This is a genomic window from Schaalia naturae, from assembly GCF_042665795.1.
In the GTDB taxonomy this organism is placed as follows: domain Bacteria; phylum Actinomycetota; class Actinomycetes; order Actinomycetales; family Actinomycetaceae; genus Pauljensenia; species Pauljensenia naturae.
On the sequence record NZ_JBHTEF010000001.1, the window covers coordinates 1,520,720 to 1,534,515 of the forward strand.

Genomic DNA, 13,796 nt, shown 5'->3' on the forward strand with positions numbered 1-13,796 from the left:
CCGGCCCGCCCGGCTCATTGGGCGGGAAGGTCCAGGGCGTCGAGCGCCTCCCAGGGCATCCATCCGGTCTCCTCCGCCGGCCGGCCGAGGTGCCCGCGCTCGCGCATCCACCCATCGGAGAAGATCTTGTCGAGGTAACCGCGCCCGGAGTCCGGCAGGATGACGACGATCACCGCGTCCTCCTCCGCCTGCCTGGCCACCCGCAGGGCCGCGGCGACCGCCATCCCCGAGGACCCGCCGACCAGCAGGCCCTCCTCCCGGGCCAGCCGGCGCGTCATCGCGAAGGACTCCGCGTCGTCGACCCGTTCGACCGAATCGGGGACTCCCGGGTCGTATGTGCCTGGCCAGAAGTCCTCTCCCACGCCCTCGACGTCGTAGACGTGGACCGGCCCACCCGAGTAGATCGAGCCCTCCGGGTCCGCGCCGACGACGCGCACCGAGCCGCGGGAGACGTCCTTGAGGTAGCGTCCCGCCCCCGTGATGGTCCCGCCGGTGCCGATCCCGGCGACGAGATGGGTGACCTGCCCCGCCGTGTCACGCCAGATCTCCGGGCCGGTCGTCGCGTAATGGGCCGCCGGGCCGTTCGGGTTGTCGTACTGGTTGGGCACGTAGGCCCCCGGGATCGCGGCCTCGAGCATGCGGGCGACGGAGTAATAGGAGCGCGGATCGTCGGGAGCGACCGCCGTGGGGGTGACGACGACCTGGGCGCCGTAGGCCCGCAGGACGTTGCGCTTCTCCACGCCGACCTTGTCGGGGACGACGAAGACGGTGCGGTATCCGCGCCGTCCCGCGAACAGCGCCAGACCGACGCCGGTGTTGCCCGAGGTCGGTTCCACGATCGTGCCGCCCGGGCGCAGACGTCCCTCCCGCTCGGCCGCCTCGATGATGCGTCCCGCGATGCGGTCCTTCGCGGAGCCGCCGGGGTTGAGGTATTCGACCTTCGCGAGGACGGTCGCCGCCAGCCCTTCGCTCACGCGGGCGAGGCGGACCAGGGGGGTGTTCCCGATGAGCTCGGTGACGTGATCGGCGTAGGCCATCGGACGGGGTCGCGCGGACGTCTCAGGCATGGAGGCGGACGAAGCCAAAGGTGCAGACGTGGACATGGGGAATCTCCTGCGGGGTGTTGTCGGAGGGATCGAGCGCCCCCGCAGACCGTGCGCCGGGGGCGGCTCCCCGGTCCTGCCGCGCGGCCCGCGACATAGCGGGCCACCTGACCGGGGAGGTCAGCGACAGCGACAACACAGGAGATGATGCACGCGGCCACTCTACCAGCAGCTCGGTCCCGGCCCCATACGACGCCTGGGCTCGGGCGACCCCCCAACGGGGCGACACGCCATCGGCCCCGGGCCAGGTCACCCGGTGGGGTTCCGGTCCCACCCGTCCGGGAGTCGCAGGGGACCCCATCCGCTGTCCGGGACAAAGGCGCGCCAGTCCCCGATCGAGGCGAGGAATCCGCGGGGATCCTGTGCGATCCGCTCGCCGACCTGCCGCGCCGACTCCAGGTCCCGGCTGCGCAGGTACTCCGTCCCGCAGGCGGCCAGGGCCTCGTCCTCGTCCTTCCACGTCACGTCGAACGAGGGCGAGATCAGGAGGTCGAGATGCCAGTCGACGGCATCGATGACGTTCCCGTGGCGCAGCTTCGCCGATTCCAGATTGACGTACCATCCCGAGAACCGGCTGCTCTGCGGATCCCAGAAGCGCAGGACCTGCCAGTGCTCACCCAGGGAGATGACCCGCAGGACGCCGCTTCCCTCCCAACGTCGGGGAGCATGGCCCAGGGCCTGGCGGAAACGCTGCGGCAGCGGCACGGTACGGGGATCCGCCAAGCCGCCGGCAGTCGCCCAGTACTCGATCTGGGTGCCCGCGGCCAGCCACGCCACGACTGTGCCACCCGAGTCCTCGACCACGCGCATGGGCAGGGCCGCCTGCAGCCGGCCGTCCGGATACAGATACCGCAACAGCATTGTCCGGCCGGCCACACCCTCATCTCCCGATCTCGGCGTAGGTGCGCCGACGCTGTTCGAGGCGCATGAGGTCCTGGAAGGCCTCCGCGTACCCCGGGTCGTCGGGCTCCATGCGCTGCAGGGAGGCCCGCGCCTCGGCCGTCCGGCGTGTGAGGTCCATGCGCACGAGCGCCGCCATGACGCCGCGCGCGTAGGCGCGCAGCCCTTCGGGACGGTCCTGGGGCAGAGGCGCCACCGCGAGTTCGGTGACCACGGCCCCGACGACATCGCCGGCCATCTCGCGAACCGCCTCGTCGAAGGCGCGCGTCGCCGCGCGCCCGGCGTCCTCGCCGACCCCGAGTCGCGCCTCGGCCTCCTGGAGCATCTGGACGAATCCGTCCAGGCCTCCGACCGCCCGCACGGCGTCATGGACGGCACGGTAGGAGGGAACCGAGAAGGATGCGCCTTCCAACTCCTCGAACCCGGACCCGATGAGATCGGCCGGCCGTTGGAGCAGTGCCTCCAGGGCCTCGCGTTCGACGCGTGACACCGGGTCCTCGGGACCGCGGCGCGGAGCCGGTCCCGGCCGCCCCGCCCCGGCCATCGGCACCGCCGTCTGCGCGTCGCGGCGTCCCGGCGACGCGCGCCCGCCCTCGTCCGCGGCGCCCCGACGCGCGGCCGACTCCGCGGAGCGGACGGCGCGCGAGACCTCTGAGACCTCCATGCCGAGCCACCCGGCGAGCTCGCGCGTGTACTCGTGGCGCAGCGCGCGGTCCTTGATGCCGGCGACCACGGGGGCAGCCCCCCGCAGCGCCGCGACCCTGCCCTCGACGGTCCCGAGGTCGCACTGGCGCAGGATCGAGCGGATGACGAACTCGAACAGGGGCGTGCGCGAGCTGACCAGAGTGAGCACCGCCTGGTCGCCGCGCGCTAGGCGCAGATCGCAGGGATCCATGCCGGACCTCTCGACGGCGACGAAGGTCTGGGAAGCGAAGTTCTGGTCCTCGTGGAAGGCCCGGATCGCGGCCTTCTGCCCCGCGGCGTCGCCGTCGAAGGTGAAGATCACCTCGCCCCCGTGCGCGCGCCCGGAGGACAGGACGACACCGGCGGCCGGGTCCGCGGCATCGCCCAGGAGGCGCCGCACGACGCGCACATGGTCGGATCCGAAGGCGGTGCCGCACGTGGCGACGGCGCAGGTCTCCCCGGCGACGTGGGCGGCCATGACATCCGTGTACCCCTCGACGATGACGATGCGGCGACGGCGCGCGATGTCGCGTTTGGCCAGGTCCAGTCCATAGAGGACCTGAGACTTCTTGTAGATCGCGGTCTCGGGGGTGTTGAGGTACTTCGGGGACTCCGGGTCGTCGTCGAGCCTGCGCGCGCCGAACCCGATGGTCGCGCCCGTGATGTCGCGGATCGGCCACATCAGCCGTCCCCGGAAGCGGTCGTAGGTCCCGCGGCTGCCCTGCGTGCCCAGCCCCGCGGCCTGGATCTCCGCATCCGTGAACCCGCGCCCGCGCAGGTGGCGGGTGAGGTGGTCCCACCCCTGGGGCGAGTAGCCGACCCCGAAGTGGTCGCTCATCGCCTGGGTGAACCCTCTCCCCGAGAGGAAGGCGCGCCCGGCGTGCGCCTCGGGTGCGAGCAGCTGCTCGCGGTAGTACTCCTCGGCGACCCGGTGGGCGTCGAGGAGCCTCTGGCGCCTGCCCGGCTCCTCCTGGCGGACCTGGCGTCCGCCCTCCTCGTAGTGCAGGGTGATGCCGGAGCGCTGGGCGAGCATCTCCACGGCCTCGGAGAAACCCAGATGGTCGATCTTCTGGACGAAGCTGATGACGTCGCCGCCCTCGCCGCACCCGAAGCAGTGCCACAGGCCGACCTGGGGGCGCACGTGGAAGGAGGGCGTGCGCTCGTCGTGGAAGGGGCACAGGCCCTTGAGCGACCCCACGCCCGCGGGCTTGAGCGCCACGTGCTCGCCGACGATGTCCTCGATGCGGGAGGCGTCGCGCACGGCGGCGATGTCCTCGCGTCGAATCAGGCCGGCCATGCCGTCCAGTGTAGGCTGGCGCGCCCTGAACTCCCCGGGGAGGGGCCGGCCTGGGGACGAGGGCGTCCCGGGTCCGCCACGGGCCTCAGATCGCGAAGCCGTCCCCGAGCGGACCGTAGAGCGCGGGGTGCCCGGTGATGAGGCCCCAGTACGGGTCGCCGTAGGACCAGTGCCACCACTCCGCCGGGTGATTGACGAAACCGGCGCCCTCCATCGCCCGCGCCGTCGCGCACGAGGACCGCGTCGACGGCCCCGCCCGTGGGGTGGCCGGCGACCTCCGGCGGCGCGACGTACTGGCAGGCCAGTTCGCGCACCGCCTCGCCGTCGAGCCCCGGATTCGCCTGCCGGTAGGACTCGATCCCCTCCTCGAACGAGCGGACCTGGCGCGAGTAGGGCCGGTAGACCTCCTTGATCAGCAGGCGCGTGCCCCGCGGCAGCAGATCCGCGGCCCGCACGAGCATCCGCGCCACACCTTCGCGTGCGAGGCAGAACCTGTCGGACGTGCTCGCGATCTCGCTGCGGGACCAGTCGACGGCGATCCGGGGGTCCAGTCCGTCGACGGAGACCATCGGCTCGCCCGTCTCCCGCAGCGGCACCTCGCGCACGCGCGGGTCGTTGAGGAGGATCATGTCTGCGCTCCTCACATCAGGGTGGACAGCATCCCGCACAGGCGGGCGTGCCACCGCCCAGCCGAGGGGTCCGTGAGGCTGGCGACCTGGTCGATGACGGCGCGGATATGCCCGCCCTCGCTGCCGGGGCCCACCCCGGCCTCCCGCCAAGCGGAGGCGAAGGGCTCCTCCAGCTCGCCGGGACCGGCCTGGTAGAGGGCGTCGACCAGGTCCATCAGCAAGGTGCGCTGCTGGTAGTAGATCGGTTCGCTCTCCCTCGGGCTCATGACGTAGTGGACCGCCATGCCCTTGAGGACCCGGATCTCCGCGCGCGTCTCCTCGGGGACGACGAGGTCCGCCCCGTGGCGCACGAGCGGCCCCCCGCCGAAGCGCTCGCGTGTGGCGCGCACCGTCGCGTTGCAGAAACGTCCGATGAGCTGGCTCGTGAGGTCCTTGAGGTGCGCGCGGTCCGCGTAGGAGCCGGTGTAGGAGTCCATCCACACCGGCAGGGCCGTCAGCCGGCGGTAGGCGCGTTCAAGGTCGCCGGCCGACACTCCCGCCCCATACCAGTCCAGGGTGGAGGCGAGGACGCCGTCCTCCGTGGCGCCGCGCCCCATGACCGACAGATCCATCTTCCCGGTGGCGACAGCGTCCTCGACATCGTGGACGGAGTAGGCGATGTCATCGGACAGGTCCATCACCTGCGCTTCCAGACAGCGGTGCCCCGCCGGGGCGGACGCGCCGGGGCCGTCCCCGTCCGTGCCGCGCACCCATGCGAAGACGGCGGCGTCGTCGTCGTAGACGGAGTACTTGCGCCGGGAGCGCTCGGGGTCCGGTCCCTGGCCGCGCTGCCAGGGGTACTTCGCCACGGCGTCGAGGGTCGCCCGCGTGAGGTTGAGGCCCGCGGGGCGCCCGTCGGGGGTGAGGACCTTCGGCTCCAGGCGGACCAGCAGGCGGAAGGTCTGCGCGTTGCCCTCGAAGCCGCCGGCGTCGGCCGCCAGCTCGTCCAGGACCTTCTCCCCGTTGTGCCCGAACGGGGGGTGCCCCAGATCGTGGGCGAGGCAGGCGGCGTCGACGATGTCGGGATCGGCCCCTAGCTCCTTGCCCAGCTCGCGGCCCACCTGGGCGACCTCCAGCGAGTGGGTGAGGCGGGTGCGCACGAAGTCGTTCGAGGACGGCCCGAGGACCTGCGTCTTCTCACCCAGACGGCGCAGGGCCGAGGAGTGCACCACGCGCGCCCGGTCGCGTTCGAAGTCCGTGCGGGCGGGGTTCTTCGGGCTCTCCGCCACGAACCGGGCGCGATCGGAGGCCGAGTAGGGGGCGCCGGTGTTCACGCGGACAGCCTAGCTCCCGCTCCCGGGCGTCACCCGCCCGCCGGAACCGCCTCCGCGGTCCCGGGCCGCGCGGGCGTGGCCGGAGGGAGACAATGGAGCCGTGACCGAGATCTCTTCCGTCGATTCCGCCGTGACGACCCTGCTCGTCCACCGTGTCCACCGCGGCGACGCCCCCTGGTGGAGCCACGCCGTGGTCTGCGACGTCGCCGGCAGCGTGGGCGACGCGGAGATGGCCGAGGTCGGCGGCCTCCTCCTGGACATCTCCCGCGCCGGCTTCTCTGCCATCCTCATCCGTCCCGCGCGCTCCGACATCGCCCTGGACGGGTCCGCGCTGGCGGGCTTCGCCACCCGCGCCCACCGCGCCGGCCTCAAGGTCCTGGTGCGCCTCTCGGGCGCGCGCGCCCCCGGGGACCCGGAGGACGCGGGCGGCGCCTTCACCGATCTCGAGGACGGCGTGTCCACGCTGGTCGTGCGCGCGCGGGCCGCGCTGAAGGCCGGTGCGGACGGCATCGATCTGGGCATCATCGACGAGGGCGGCCCGGCCCGGGATGAGGCCGATGCCGGGCGTTTCACCCACCTGGTCCGGATCCTCCACGCCGAGCTGGCCGACTTCGACCCGATGCCGATCCTCACGGCGGAGGCCCTGCTGGGCGACGAGTCCGCGTTCCGCCGCCACCTGGAGGAGGACTGGTTCCACCATCTGCGCGACGACGCTCTGGTGACCGCCCCCTGGGAGGCGGGCGCGTTGCGACGGCGGGTCCGCTCCTCCCTGTCGGAGAGGGATCGGCTCGGGCAGGTCGCGGCGTGGCACTGGTCGCACACCCGCGTGGTCCACGACTCCTCCCACGTTCCAGAGGGCTCTTGGGAGTATGGCTCCTCCGAGGCGAGGCGGACGGCGATGGCGCTGTACTCGCTGACGCTGCCCGGGGCGGCCTACGTCCCGTTCTGCCATCTGGGAGGGCGCACGCACGCCCTCCCCTGCGCCTCGTCCGCTCCCGGCGCGCGGGAGGTCGATCGTTACCACCGCACGTGGGGGGCGTCCCCGCAGGCGGCCGGGGAGGCGCGCCTGCTGGCCCGCGCGACGCGGGTGCGCGCCGAGCGCCTGATGGGAACCGGCTCCCTGGCTTTCGTCGATGGGCTTTCCTGGGCCCCGCCCGAGGTCGCCGTCCATATCTGCGCCGGCGTCATGGTGGTCCTCAACACCTCAGACGCCCCGGTGCTGGTACCCGCCGAGCACCGTCTCCTCCTGTGCTCGGACGCCTCGGCCGCGGCGGCGGCCGACGAGCCCACGCGGATCGGCCCCGATGCCTGCGCCTGGTTCGACACCGCGCGCGTCCAGCCGGCGCCCGTCGAGGTCCACGACTGACGCGCCCCTTGTTCCGCCCGCCGTGGCGCGCGCGATGCCGGGCGGATGGGGCCGGCGTCAGGCCTCCATGACGTCGAGGGCCTCCCGGACCTGCTCCGCACGGAACTGGCCGGGGGCGGACGGGGCGCCGACGGTCGCGAAGGTGGCGGCCGATCCCAGCGGCGCGCCCGCGATCCGGCTGATCGCGCCGGCCCTGCCCATCGAGATCGCGATGACCGGAGGGCCGATCCCGGTGCGGGCCCACATCTGGGCGTCCATGACCTGGAGCAGGTCCAGCGGGCCTCTGGCGGCGTAGGCGATCTTCGCGATGTCCGCCCCCGCCTCCGCCTCCGCTCGCAGGACGTCGATGATGCGCGGCTCGGGCGCGGTCCCGCTGAAGTCGTGGTGGGAGCCCACGGCGACGGCGCCCGCCTCGTGGATGCGGGCGATCAGCGCGGCGGCCCCGCCCTCGAGGCCGTCGCCGCGGGCGACCTCCGCATCGACGGCGTCCGCCCGCCGGGCGAGCCAGGCGACCAGCCGGGCGTAGCCGGTGTCGGAGAGGGAGGCGGCGCCGCCCTCGCCCGCCGTGCGGACCGTGGCCAGGACGGGCCGGCGCGCCTCGCCGAGCACGACCGCGCAGGCGCGCGCGATCTCGTCCGGAGCCATGGAGGCCAAGGCGTCGACCCGCCATTCGATGAGGTCGACGGGATGGCCCGCCAGCGCCCGGACCTCCTCTGCGAGCGTCTGCGGCCCCGGGGCCGACACGGGCACGATGATGCGGCACGGCGCGGCGCCGTGGGGTCCCCCGACGACGACCGCGCCGCGCGGGCCCGACGGGTCGCGGCCGATGCTGACCGCGCGCTCACCCACCGGAGACCCCGATCTCGGCCAGGTGCAGCTGGGCGCGCTCGGCCTCGCTCAGGCGCGGGGAGTCCAGCCACCCGTCGGGCAGGTGCGGGGCCTTCTCCCCGCCCGCGCGCCCGCGGCGGCCCTCGCCGGCCCGCGGGAAGGGCTGATCGAGGTCCAGCGCCTGGAGGCGCTCGTGCAGCTCCTCCAGCGAGGACACCAGGTTGAGGTCGCGCCGCGCGGTCCCCCCGACCGCGAATCCGCGCAGGTACCAGCCGACGTGCTTGCGCATCTCGCGCATCGCCCGGCGTTCGTCGCCCTGGTCCAGAACGGTCCATCGCGCGTGGCGCTCGACGACCTCCGCCACCTCGCCCAGGGTCGGGCCCTCGAGAGCCGGAAGCCCGTGGAGGGCGCGCACGATGTCGCGGAAAAGCCAGGGCCGCCCCTGGCAGCCGCGTCCGACGACGACCGCGTCGCACCCGGTGGTCTCCACCATCCGCACCGCGTCCTCGCCCGAGAACACGTCCCCGTTCCCGAGGACGGCCACGCGCTCCGGCACGGCGTCCCTCAGCCGGGCGATGCTCGACCAGTCAGCCTGCCCCGAGTAGTGCTGCATCTGCGTGCGCGCATGCAGCCCGATCCCCGCGACCCCGGCATCCACCGCGATCTGGGAGGCGTCGAGGTAGGTGACGTGGGCGTCGTCGATGCCGATGCGCATCTTGACCGTCACGGGCACGTCCGCGGCGGCGCGGACCACCGCGGACACCAGGTCGGCGAACAGGTCGCGTTTCCACGGCAGCGCCGCTCCCCCGCCCTTGCGGGTGACCTTGGGCACCGGGCACCCGAAGTTGAGGTCGATGTGGTCGACGAGGCCGCGTTCGACCAGGATCCGCGCCGCCCGCGCCATTGTCGCCGGGTCGACCCCGTACAGCTGAACGGAGCGCACCCGTTCCTCCGGGTCGGGGCGCACCATGCGCCAGGTCTCCTCATTGCCCTCCACGAGGGCGCGCGAGGTGACCATCTCCGTGACGTAGAGTCCGGCGGGGGCGTCCACGCCGCGCACGGGCCGCCTCCGTGCGGCGCCGTCCTCGTCCCCGCGCTCCGCGTCCACCCCGGCGGAGCGAAGTTCCGGCGGCAGACCGGACTCGCCGAAGCGGCGGCATAGGCGCCTGAAAGGCGCATCCGTCACCCCGGCCATGGGGGCCAGGACGACGGGCGACCACAGGCGCAACGGCCCGACCTCGACCGCGCGAGGCGCGGGCGCAGCGGGCGGCGCGCTCACCTCAGCAGGCCCCTAGCCGCTCGACGAGCCAGGAGCGGACCTCCGTGACCGGGATTCGGACCTGCTCCATCGTGTCCCGCTCGCGCACTGTGACCGCATGGTCGGTGACCGAGTCGAAGTCGTAGGTGAGGCAGAAGGGGGTGCCGATCTCGTCCTGTCGGCGGTAGCGCCGGCCCACGGCGCCCGCGTCGTCGTAGTCGACGTTCCAGATGCCGCGCAGCTCCTGGGCGAGCTCGCGGGTGGGCCCGGTCAGCTCGTCTTTGCGGGAGAGCGGGAAGACGGCCGCCTTGACCGGGGACAGGCGCGGGTCCAGGCGCAGCACCGTGCGCGTGTCCACGCCGCCCTTCGCGTTGGGCGCCTCGTCCTCGGTGTAGGCCTCCACCAGGAAGGCCATGAGCGAGCGGGTGAGGCCGGCCGAGGGCTCGATGACGTAGGGGGTCCACCGCTCCTTCGTCACCTGGTCGTAGTAGTCGAGCTTCGCGCCCGAGGCCTCGGAGTGGACCGTGAGGTCGTAGTCGGTGCGGTTCGCGATGCCCTCCAGCTCCCCCCACTGCGCGCCCTGGAAACCGAAGGTGTACTCGATGTCGACGGTGCGCTTGGAGTAGTGGGACAGCTTCTCCTTCGGGTGCTCGTACAGGCGCAGGTGGGAGGGGTCGATGCCCAGATCGGTGTACCAGGCGAAGCGCTCGTCGATCCAGTACTGGTGCCATTCCTCGTCCGTGCCGGGCTTGACGAAGAACTCGAGCTCCATCTGCTCGAACTCGCGCGTGCGGAAGATGAAGTTGCCGGGCGTGATCTCGTTGCGGAATGACTTGCCGATCTGGCCGATGCCGAAGGGCGGCTTCATGCGGGAGGTCGACATGACGTTCGCGAACTGGGTGAAGATGCCCTGGGCCGTCTCGGGGCGCAGGTAATGCAGCCCGGACTCGTCGTCGACGGGACCCAGGTAGGTCTTGAGCAGGCCGGAGAAGGCGCGCGGCTCCGTCCACGCGCCGGGCTGGCCGGTGACAGGGTCGTTGACGTCGGCCAGGCCGCGCGGGGCGGGGTGGCCGTGCTTCTCCTCGTAGGCCTCCAGGAGCTGGTCGGCGCGGTAGCGCTTGTGAGTGTGCAGGGACTCCACGAGCGGATCGGTGAAGGCGGTGACGTGGCCGGAGGCCTCCCACACCTGGCGGGGCAGGATGACCGCGGTGTCGACGCCGACGACGTCCTGGCGCGAGCGCACGACGCGGTTCCACCACTGGCGCTTGATGTTCTCCTTGAGCTCGACGCCGAGCGGACCGTAGTCCCAGGCCGACCGGGTCCCCCCGTAGATCTCGCCGGAGGGGAAGACGAAACCGCGGCGCTTGGCCAGGCTGATGACGGAATCGAGGCGGGAGGCTCCCTGTGCCACGTGACGCTCCTAGGGCCGGGCGCCGCGTCTGGCTGGCGCGGCGCATCGGGAGCGATTCTAGCGGCGCTCCCCGCTCGCGCCCGCCGGCGTCCGAACGACGCTCCCGGCCGCCCAGCCGCCGCGCGGCTCAGTGCCGGACGTCCCCGCGCATCCATTCGACGAGGCGGGCGCCCAGGTAGATGAGGAAGGAGATGGTCGTGACGAAGGGGCTGATGGGGACCGCCGAGCCCAGCGCGACCATGATGCCGCCGACCACCGAGACCAGTGCGAAGGCGACGGAGAGCACGGGCACCACCACGGGAGAGGCGGAGAGGCGCATCGCGGCCGCCGCCGGGGTCACGAGGACCGACATGACGAGCAGCGCGCCCACGATCTGCACGCTGACGGCGACCGTGAGCCCCAGCAGGGCCATGAACGCCAGGGACAGCCCCCGCATCGGCAGTCCGCGGGCCCGCGCGACCTCCGGGTCGAGGCTGGCGAAGGACAACGGCCGCCAGATCAGGAGGATCCCGATCAGCGCCACGGCGCCGATCGCCGACAAAGCCCCGAGCTGTGGGTCGTCGATCGCGACGATCTGGCCGGTGAGCAGGCCGAATTTGTTCGCCGTCCGTCCCGGCGCAAGCGAGAGGAAGAGGATCCCGAGCCCCAGGCCGAAGGGCATGAGGACGGCGATGGCGGAGTTGCGTTCGCGTTCGCGGGTCCCCATGAACCCGATGAGGAGGGCCGCGATCATGGACCCGAGGAGGGCGCCGGGGACGACGCCGATCCCGATCAGAAGCCCGGCGGCGCCGCCCGAGAAGGACAGTTCGGAGATCCCGTGCACGGCGAAGGCCATGTCGCGTTGGACGACGAAGACGGCGATGAGTCCGCCGATGAGGGCGAGGACGACGCCCGCGAGGATCGAGTTGCGCAGCAGGACGACGAGCTCTCCGTAGTCGGAGAAGTCGACGATCTGGTTCCACCAAGCGTCCGAGGCCGGAGCGAGCAGTGTGGTCATCGATGTGCCTCCACGTGGTGGGCGCGGGCGTCCTCGGGCGTCTCGGGGACCCCCACGACGAGGACGCGTCCGGAGGAGCGGATGACCTCGACCGGCGAGCGGTAGAGCTCGCTGAGCACATCGGAGCGGAGCACCTCGTCGGGGGCTCCGAGCCTGGCGCTGCCCCCGGCGAGGTAGAGCACGCGGTCGACGACGTCGAGGATCGGGTTGATATCGTGGGTGACCAGCAGGATCGCGAATCCCAGGCGGCGGCGCATCTCGTCGATGAGGGCGCTGATCTCCGCCTGGCGGCGCAGGTCGAGGGAGAGGAAGGGCTCGTCGGCGAGGACCAGCCGCGGGTCCCCCGCCAGCGCCTGGGCCATTCTCACCCGCTGCTGCTCGCCTCCGGAGAGCAGGCCGATCCGGGTGTCCGCCAGGGGCAGGGCGCCCACCGAGTCGAGGAGCCGGTCGACGCGCTCCCGCCGACGTGCGGAGGGGAGTCCTGTTCCCCATCGGTGTCCGTCGATCCCCATCGCGACGAGGTCGCGCGCCCGCACGGGCACCGACGGGTCGATGAGCCGTTGCTGGGGGACGTATCCGATCCGCCGGTCGCCGCGGCGGAGGGGCTGGCCCAGCAGGCGGATGGAGCCGGAGTCGAGGTCGTGCTCCCCGAGGACGGCGCGCAGCAGGCTCGTCTTCCCCGTCCCGTTCGCGCCGAGGACCGCGATGAACTCCCCCGGGGCGACCTCCAGGTCGAGGTCGGACCACAGGGTGCGGCCGCCCAGGCTGAGCGTCGCCCCCCTGAGAGCGAGGACGGGAGTCCCGCCCCCATCGGGCTGAGATGGGCGCGATGGCGGGACGCGCGTCGAGAGATGACCGGTGTCGGACACACAACCTCCTGGGACGGGCACGACCGCGGAGGCCGCAGCCGATGGCGGCTGCGGCCTCCGCTCCGTCATGCTAGTGGATCAGCCCTGGAGAGCCTTCGAGATGCTGTCGATGATCGACGTCTGCCACCCGAGATAGTCCGTCCCCTCGGGCAGGGTCTCCTGGACGGGGACCACTGGGACGCCCGCGTCCTGGGCGGCCGCGAGAACCGCGTCCGACTGCGGGCCGGAGGTCTGCTCGTTGTAGACGAGCAGGGAGACCGCGTGGTCGGCGAACAGATCGGTCGTCTCCTTGAGGACGTCGGCGGGAACGTCCGTCTCCTCCTCGATGGCCTCCGAGAATTCCTCGGGGGTCTTGTTGTCGAGGCCCATGTCGTCCAGGAGGTAGAGCGGGACGGGCTCGGTGATCGCGACTCCGGTGCCGGAGTGGTCCTCCTTGATGGTCGCGACCGAGGCGTTCAGCGTGTCGAGGCCCTCCTTGAACGCCGAGGCGTTGCCGGTGAAGGTCTCGGCGTTGGCCGGGTCGGCTTCGCCCAAAGCCTCCGCGATGGCGTCGGCGACCTTCCCGACGGTGGCGTAGTCGTACCAGACGTGCTCGTTGAGCTCGTCTCCGGCGCTCGCCGAGTACCCGGAGACGTCGACCGCGTTGATGACCGTGGCCGAGGAGTTCCCCGAGGCTGAGAGCATCGTGTCGACGAAGTCGTCGTAGCCGCCGCCGTTCTCGATGACGACCCTCGCCGAGGACAGGGCCAGCTGGTTGCGCGAGCTCGCCTGGTACTCATGGGGATCCTGGCCGGGGTCGGAGATGATGCTCGTGACCTCGACCTGGTCCCCGCCGATCGTGGAGGCGATGTCGCCCCAGACGTTCGTGGAGGCGACCACCTCGATGGCCGCGGAGGAGCCGGAGGCGCTGGCGCCGTCGGACCCCCCGCTCGCCGACTGGGCGTCGGAAGAGTCGGAGCAGGCGGATAGGCCGAGGGCCAGCGCGCCGACGGCAGCCAGGGCGGGAAGGAAACGTGTGTTCATCGATACCTCTTCCGATGGATCGGGCCGCCGATCGACGCCCGAGACGCTCGGCAGCCTATTCATAATGAGAAGCATTGTCAAAAGCCTCGCGCTCCCCACCCCGAACCCGGACGCCCCG

The 13,796-nt window shown here is 72.3% G+C and carries 12 protein-coding genes; 1 reads left to right on the forward strand and 11 read right to left on the reverse strand.

What is annotated here, in order from left to right; genetic code table 11:
* Positions 1 to 14: 14 nt before the first annotated feature.
* From ACFQWG_RS06740 to ACFQWG_RS06760, 5 genes are all read right to left on the reverse strand, one after another.
* Entirely contained in the window at positions 15 to 1,067 is a 1,053-nt protein-coding gene (locus ACFQWG_RS06740) for a pyridoxal-phosphate dependent enzyme (protein WP_380973480.1), read from the reverse strand.
* A gap of 285 nt (positions 1,068 to 1,352) precedes the next feature.
* A complete protein-coding gene (locus ACFQWG_RS06745; RefSeq protein ID WP_380973482.1) occupies positions 1,353 to 1,979 on the reverse strand; it encodes a DUF402 domain-containing protein in 627 nt (208 codons plus the stop codon).
* A 4-nt stretch (positions 1,980 to 1,983) separates the two neighbouring features.
* Positions 1,984 to 3,984: a DNA primase gene (gene dnaG / locus ACFQWG_RS06750; RefSeq protein WP_380973485.1), complete on the reverse strand. Its 2,001-nt coding sequence runs from the start codon at positions 3,982 to 3,984 to the stop codon at positions 1,984 to 1,986.
* Positions 3,972 to 4,613: a hypothetical protein gene (locus ACFQWG_RS14290; protein WP_449329132.1), complete on the reverse strand. Its 642-nt coding sequence runs from the start codon at positions 4,611 to 4,613 to the stop codon at positions 3,972 to 3,974. Before ACFQWG_RS14290 ends, dnaG begins: the two co-directional genes overlap by 13 nt.
* Positions 4,614 to 4,624: 11 nt before the next feature.
* Positions 4,625 to 5,926, reverse strand: a complete 1,302-nt coding sequence (locus tag ACFQWG_RS06760) for a deoxyguanosinetriphosphate triphosphohydrolase (RefSeq protein WP_380973490.1) — start codon at positions 5,924 to 5,926, stop codon at positions 4,625 to 4,627.
* Positions 5,927 to 6,026: 100 nt separating this feature from the next.
* Between ACFQWG_RS06760 and ACFQWG_RS06765 the strand changes: the two genes are divergently transcribed.
* Complete coding sequence (locus ACFQWG_RS06765; RefSeq protein WP_380973493.1) at positions 6,027 to 7,292, forward strand: hypothetical protein; 1,266 nt, start codon at positions 6,027 to 6,029, stop codon at positions 7,290 to 7,292.
* A 57-nt stretch (positions 7,293 to 7,349) separates the two neighbouring features.
* Here the strand turns inward: ACFQWG_RS06765 and aroD are convergent, their stop codons facing one another.
* The 6 genes from aroD to ACFQWG_RS06795 all read right to left on the reverse strand — a co-directional run bounded on the left by aroD (position 7,350) and on the right by ACFQWG_RS06795 (position 13,678).
* Positions 7,350 to 8,141 (reverse strand): type I 3-dehydroquinate dehydratase, encoded by a 792-nt coding sequence (gene aroD / locus ACFQWG_RS06770; RefSeq protein WP_380973495.1) that lies wholly within the window; start codon positions 8,139 to 8,141, stop codon positions 7,350 to 7,352.
* Positions 8,134 to 9,399, reverse strand: coding sequence for a tRNA dihydrouridine synthase DusB (dusB, locus tag ACFQWG_RS06775; RefSeq protein ID WP_380973498.1), 1,266 nt, complete (start codon positions 9,397 to 9,399; stop codon positions 8,134 to 8,136). Before dusB ends, aroD begins: the two co-directional genes overlap by 8 nt.
* Before the next feature lies 1 nt (position 9,400).
* Entirely contained in the window at positions 9,401 to 10,789 is a 1,389-nt protein-coding gene (locus ACFQWG_RS06780; protein ID WP_380973500.1) for a glycine--tRNA ligase, read from the reverse strand.
* A gap of 127 nt (positions 10,790 to 10,916) precedes the next feature.
* Positions 10,917 to 11,786 (reverse strand): metal ABC transporter permease, encoded by an 870-nt coding sequence (locus ACFQWG_RS06785; protein WP_380973503.1) that lies wholly within the window; start codon positions 11,784 to 11,786, stop codon positions 10,917 to 10,919.
* Positions 11,783 to 12,655, reverse strand: coding sequence for a metal ABC transporter ATP-binding protein (locus ACFQWG_RS06790; RefSeq protein ID WP_380973506.1), 873 nt, complete (start codon positions 12,653 to 12,655; stop codon positions 11,783 to 11,785). The genes ACFQWG_RS06785 and ACFQWG_RS06790 overlap by 4 nt, the downstream gene beginning before the upstream one ends.
* A gap of 78 nt (positions 12,656 to 12,733) precedes the next feature.
* The gene (locus ACFQWG_RS06795; RefSeq protein WP_380973509.1) at positions 12,734 to 13,678 is read right to left on the reverse strand and encodes a metal ABC transporter solute-binding protein, Zn/Mn family; all 945 of its coding nucleotides are present in this window, start codon (positions 13,676 to 13,678) and stop codon (positions 12,734 to 12,736) included.
* Between the last annotated feature and the right edge of the window lie 118 nt (positions 13,679 to 13,796).

Bases quoted from the DNA above. Each gene is read 5' to 3' on its own strand.
- ACFQWG_RS06785 (WP_380973503.1), bottom strand. From the start codon at position 11,786: ATGACCACACTGCTCGCTCCGGCCTCGGACGCTTGGTGGAACCAGATC.
- ACFQWG_RS06740 (WP_380973480.1), bottom strand. From the start codon at position 1,067: ATGCCTGAGACGTCCGCGCGACCCCGTCCGATGGCCTACGCCGATCAC.
- ACFQWG_RS14290 (WP_449329132.1), bottom strand. From the start codon at position 4,613: ATGATCCTCCTCAACGACCCGCGCGTGCGCGAGGTGCCGCTGCGGGAG.
- ACFQWG_RS06795 (WP_380973509.1), bottom strand. From the start codon at position 13,678: ATGAACACACGTTTCCTTCCCGCCCTGGCTGCCGTCGGCGCGCTGGCC.
- dnaG (WP_380973485.1), bottom strand. From the start codon at position 3,984: ATGGCCGGCCTGATTCGACGCGAGGACATCGCCGCCGTGCGCGACGCC.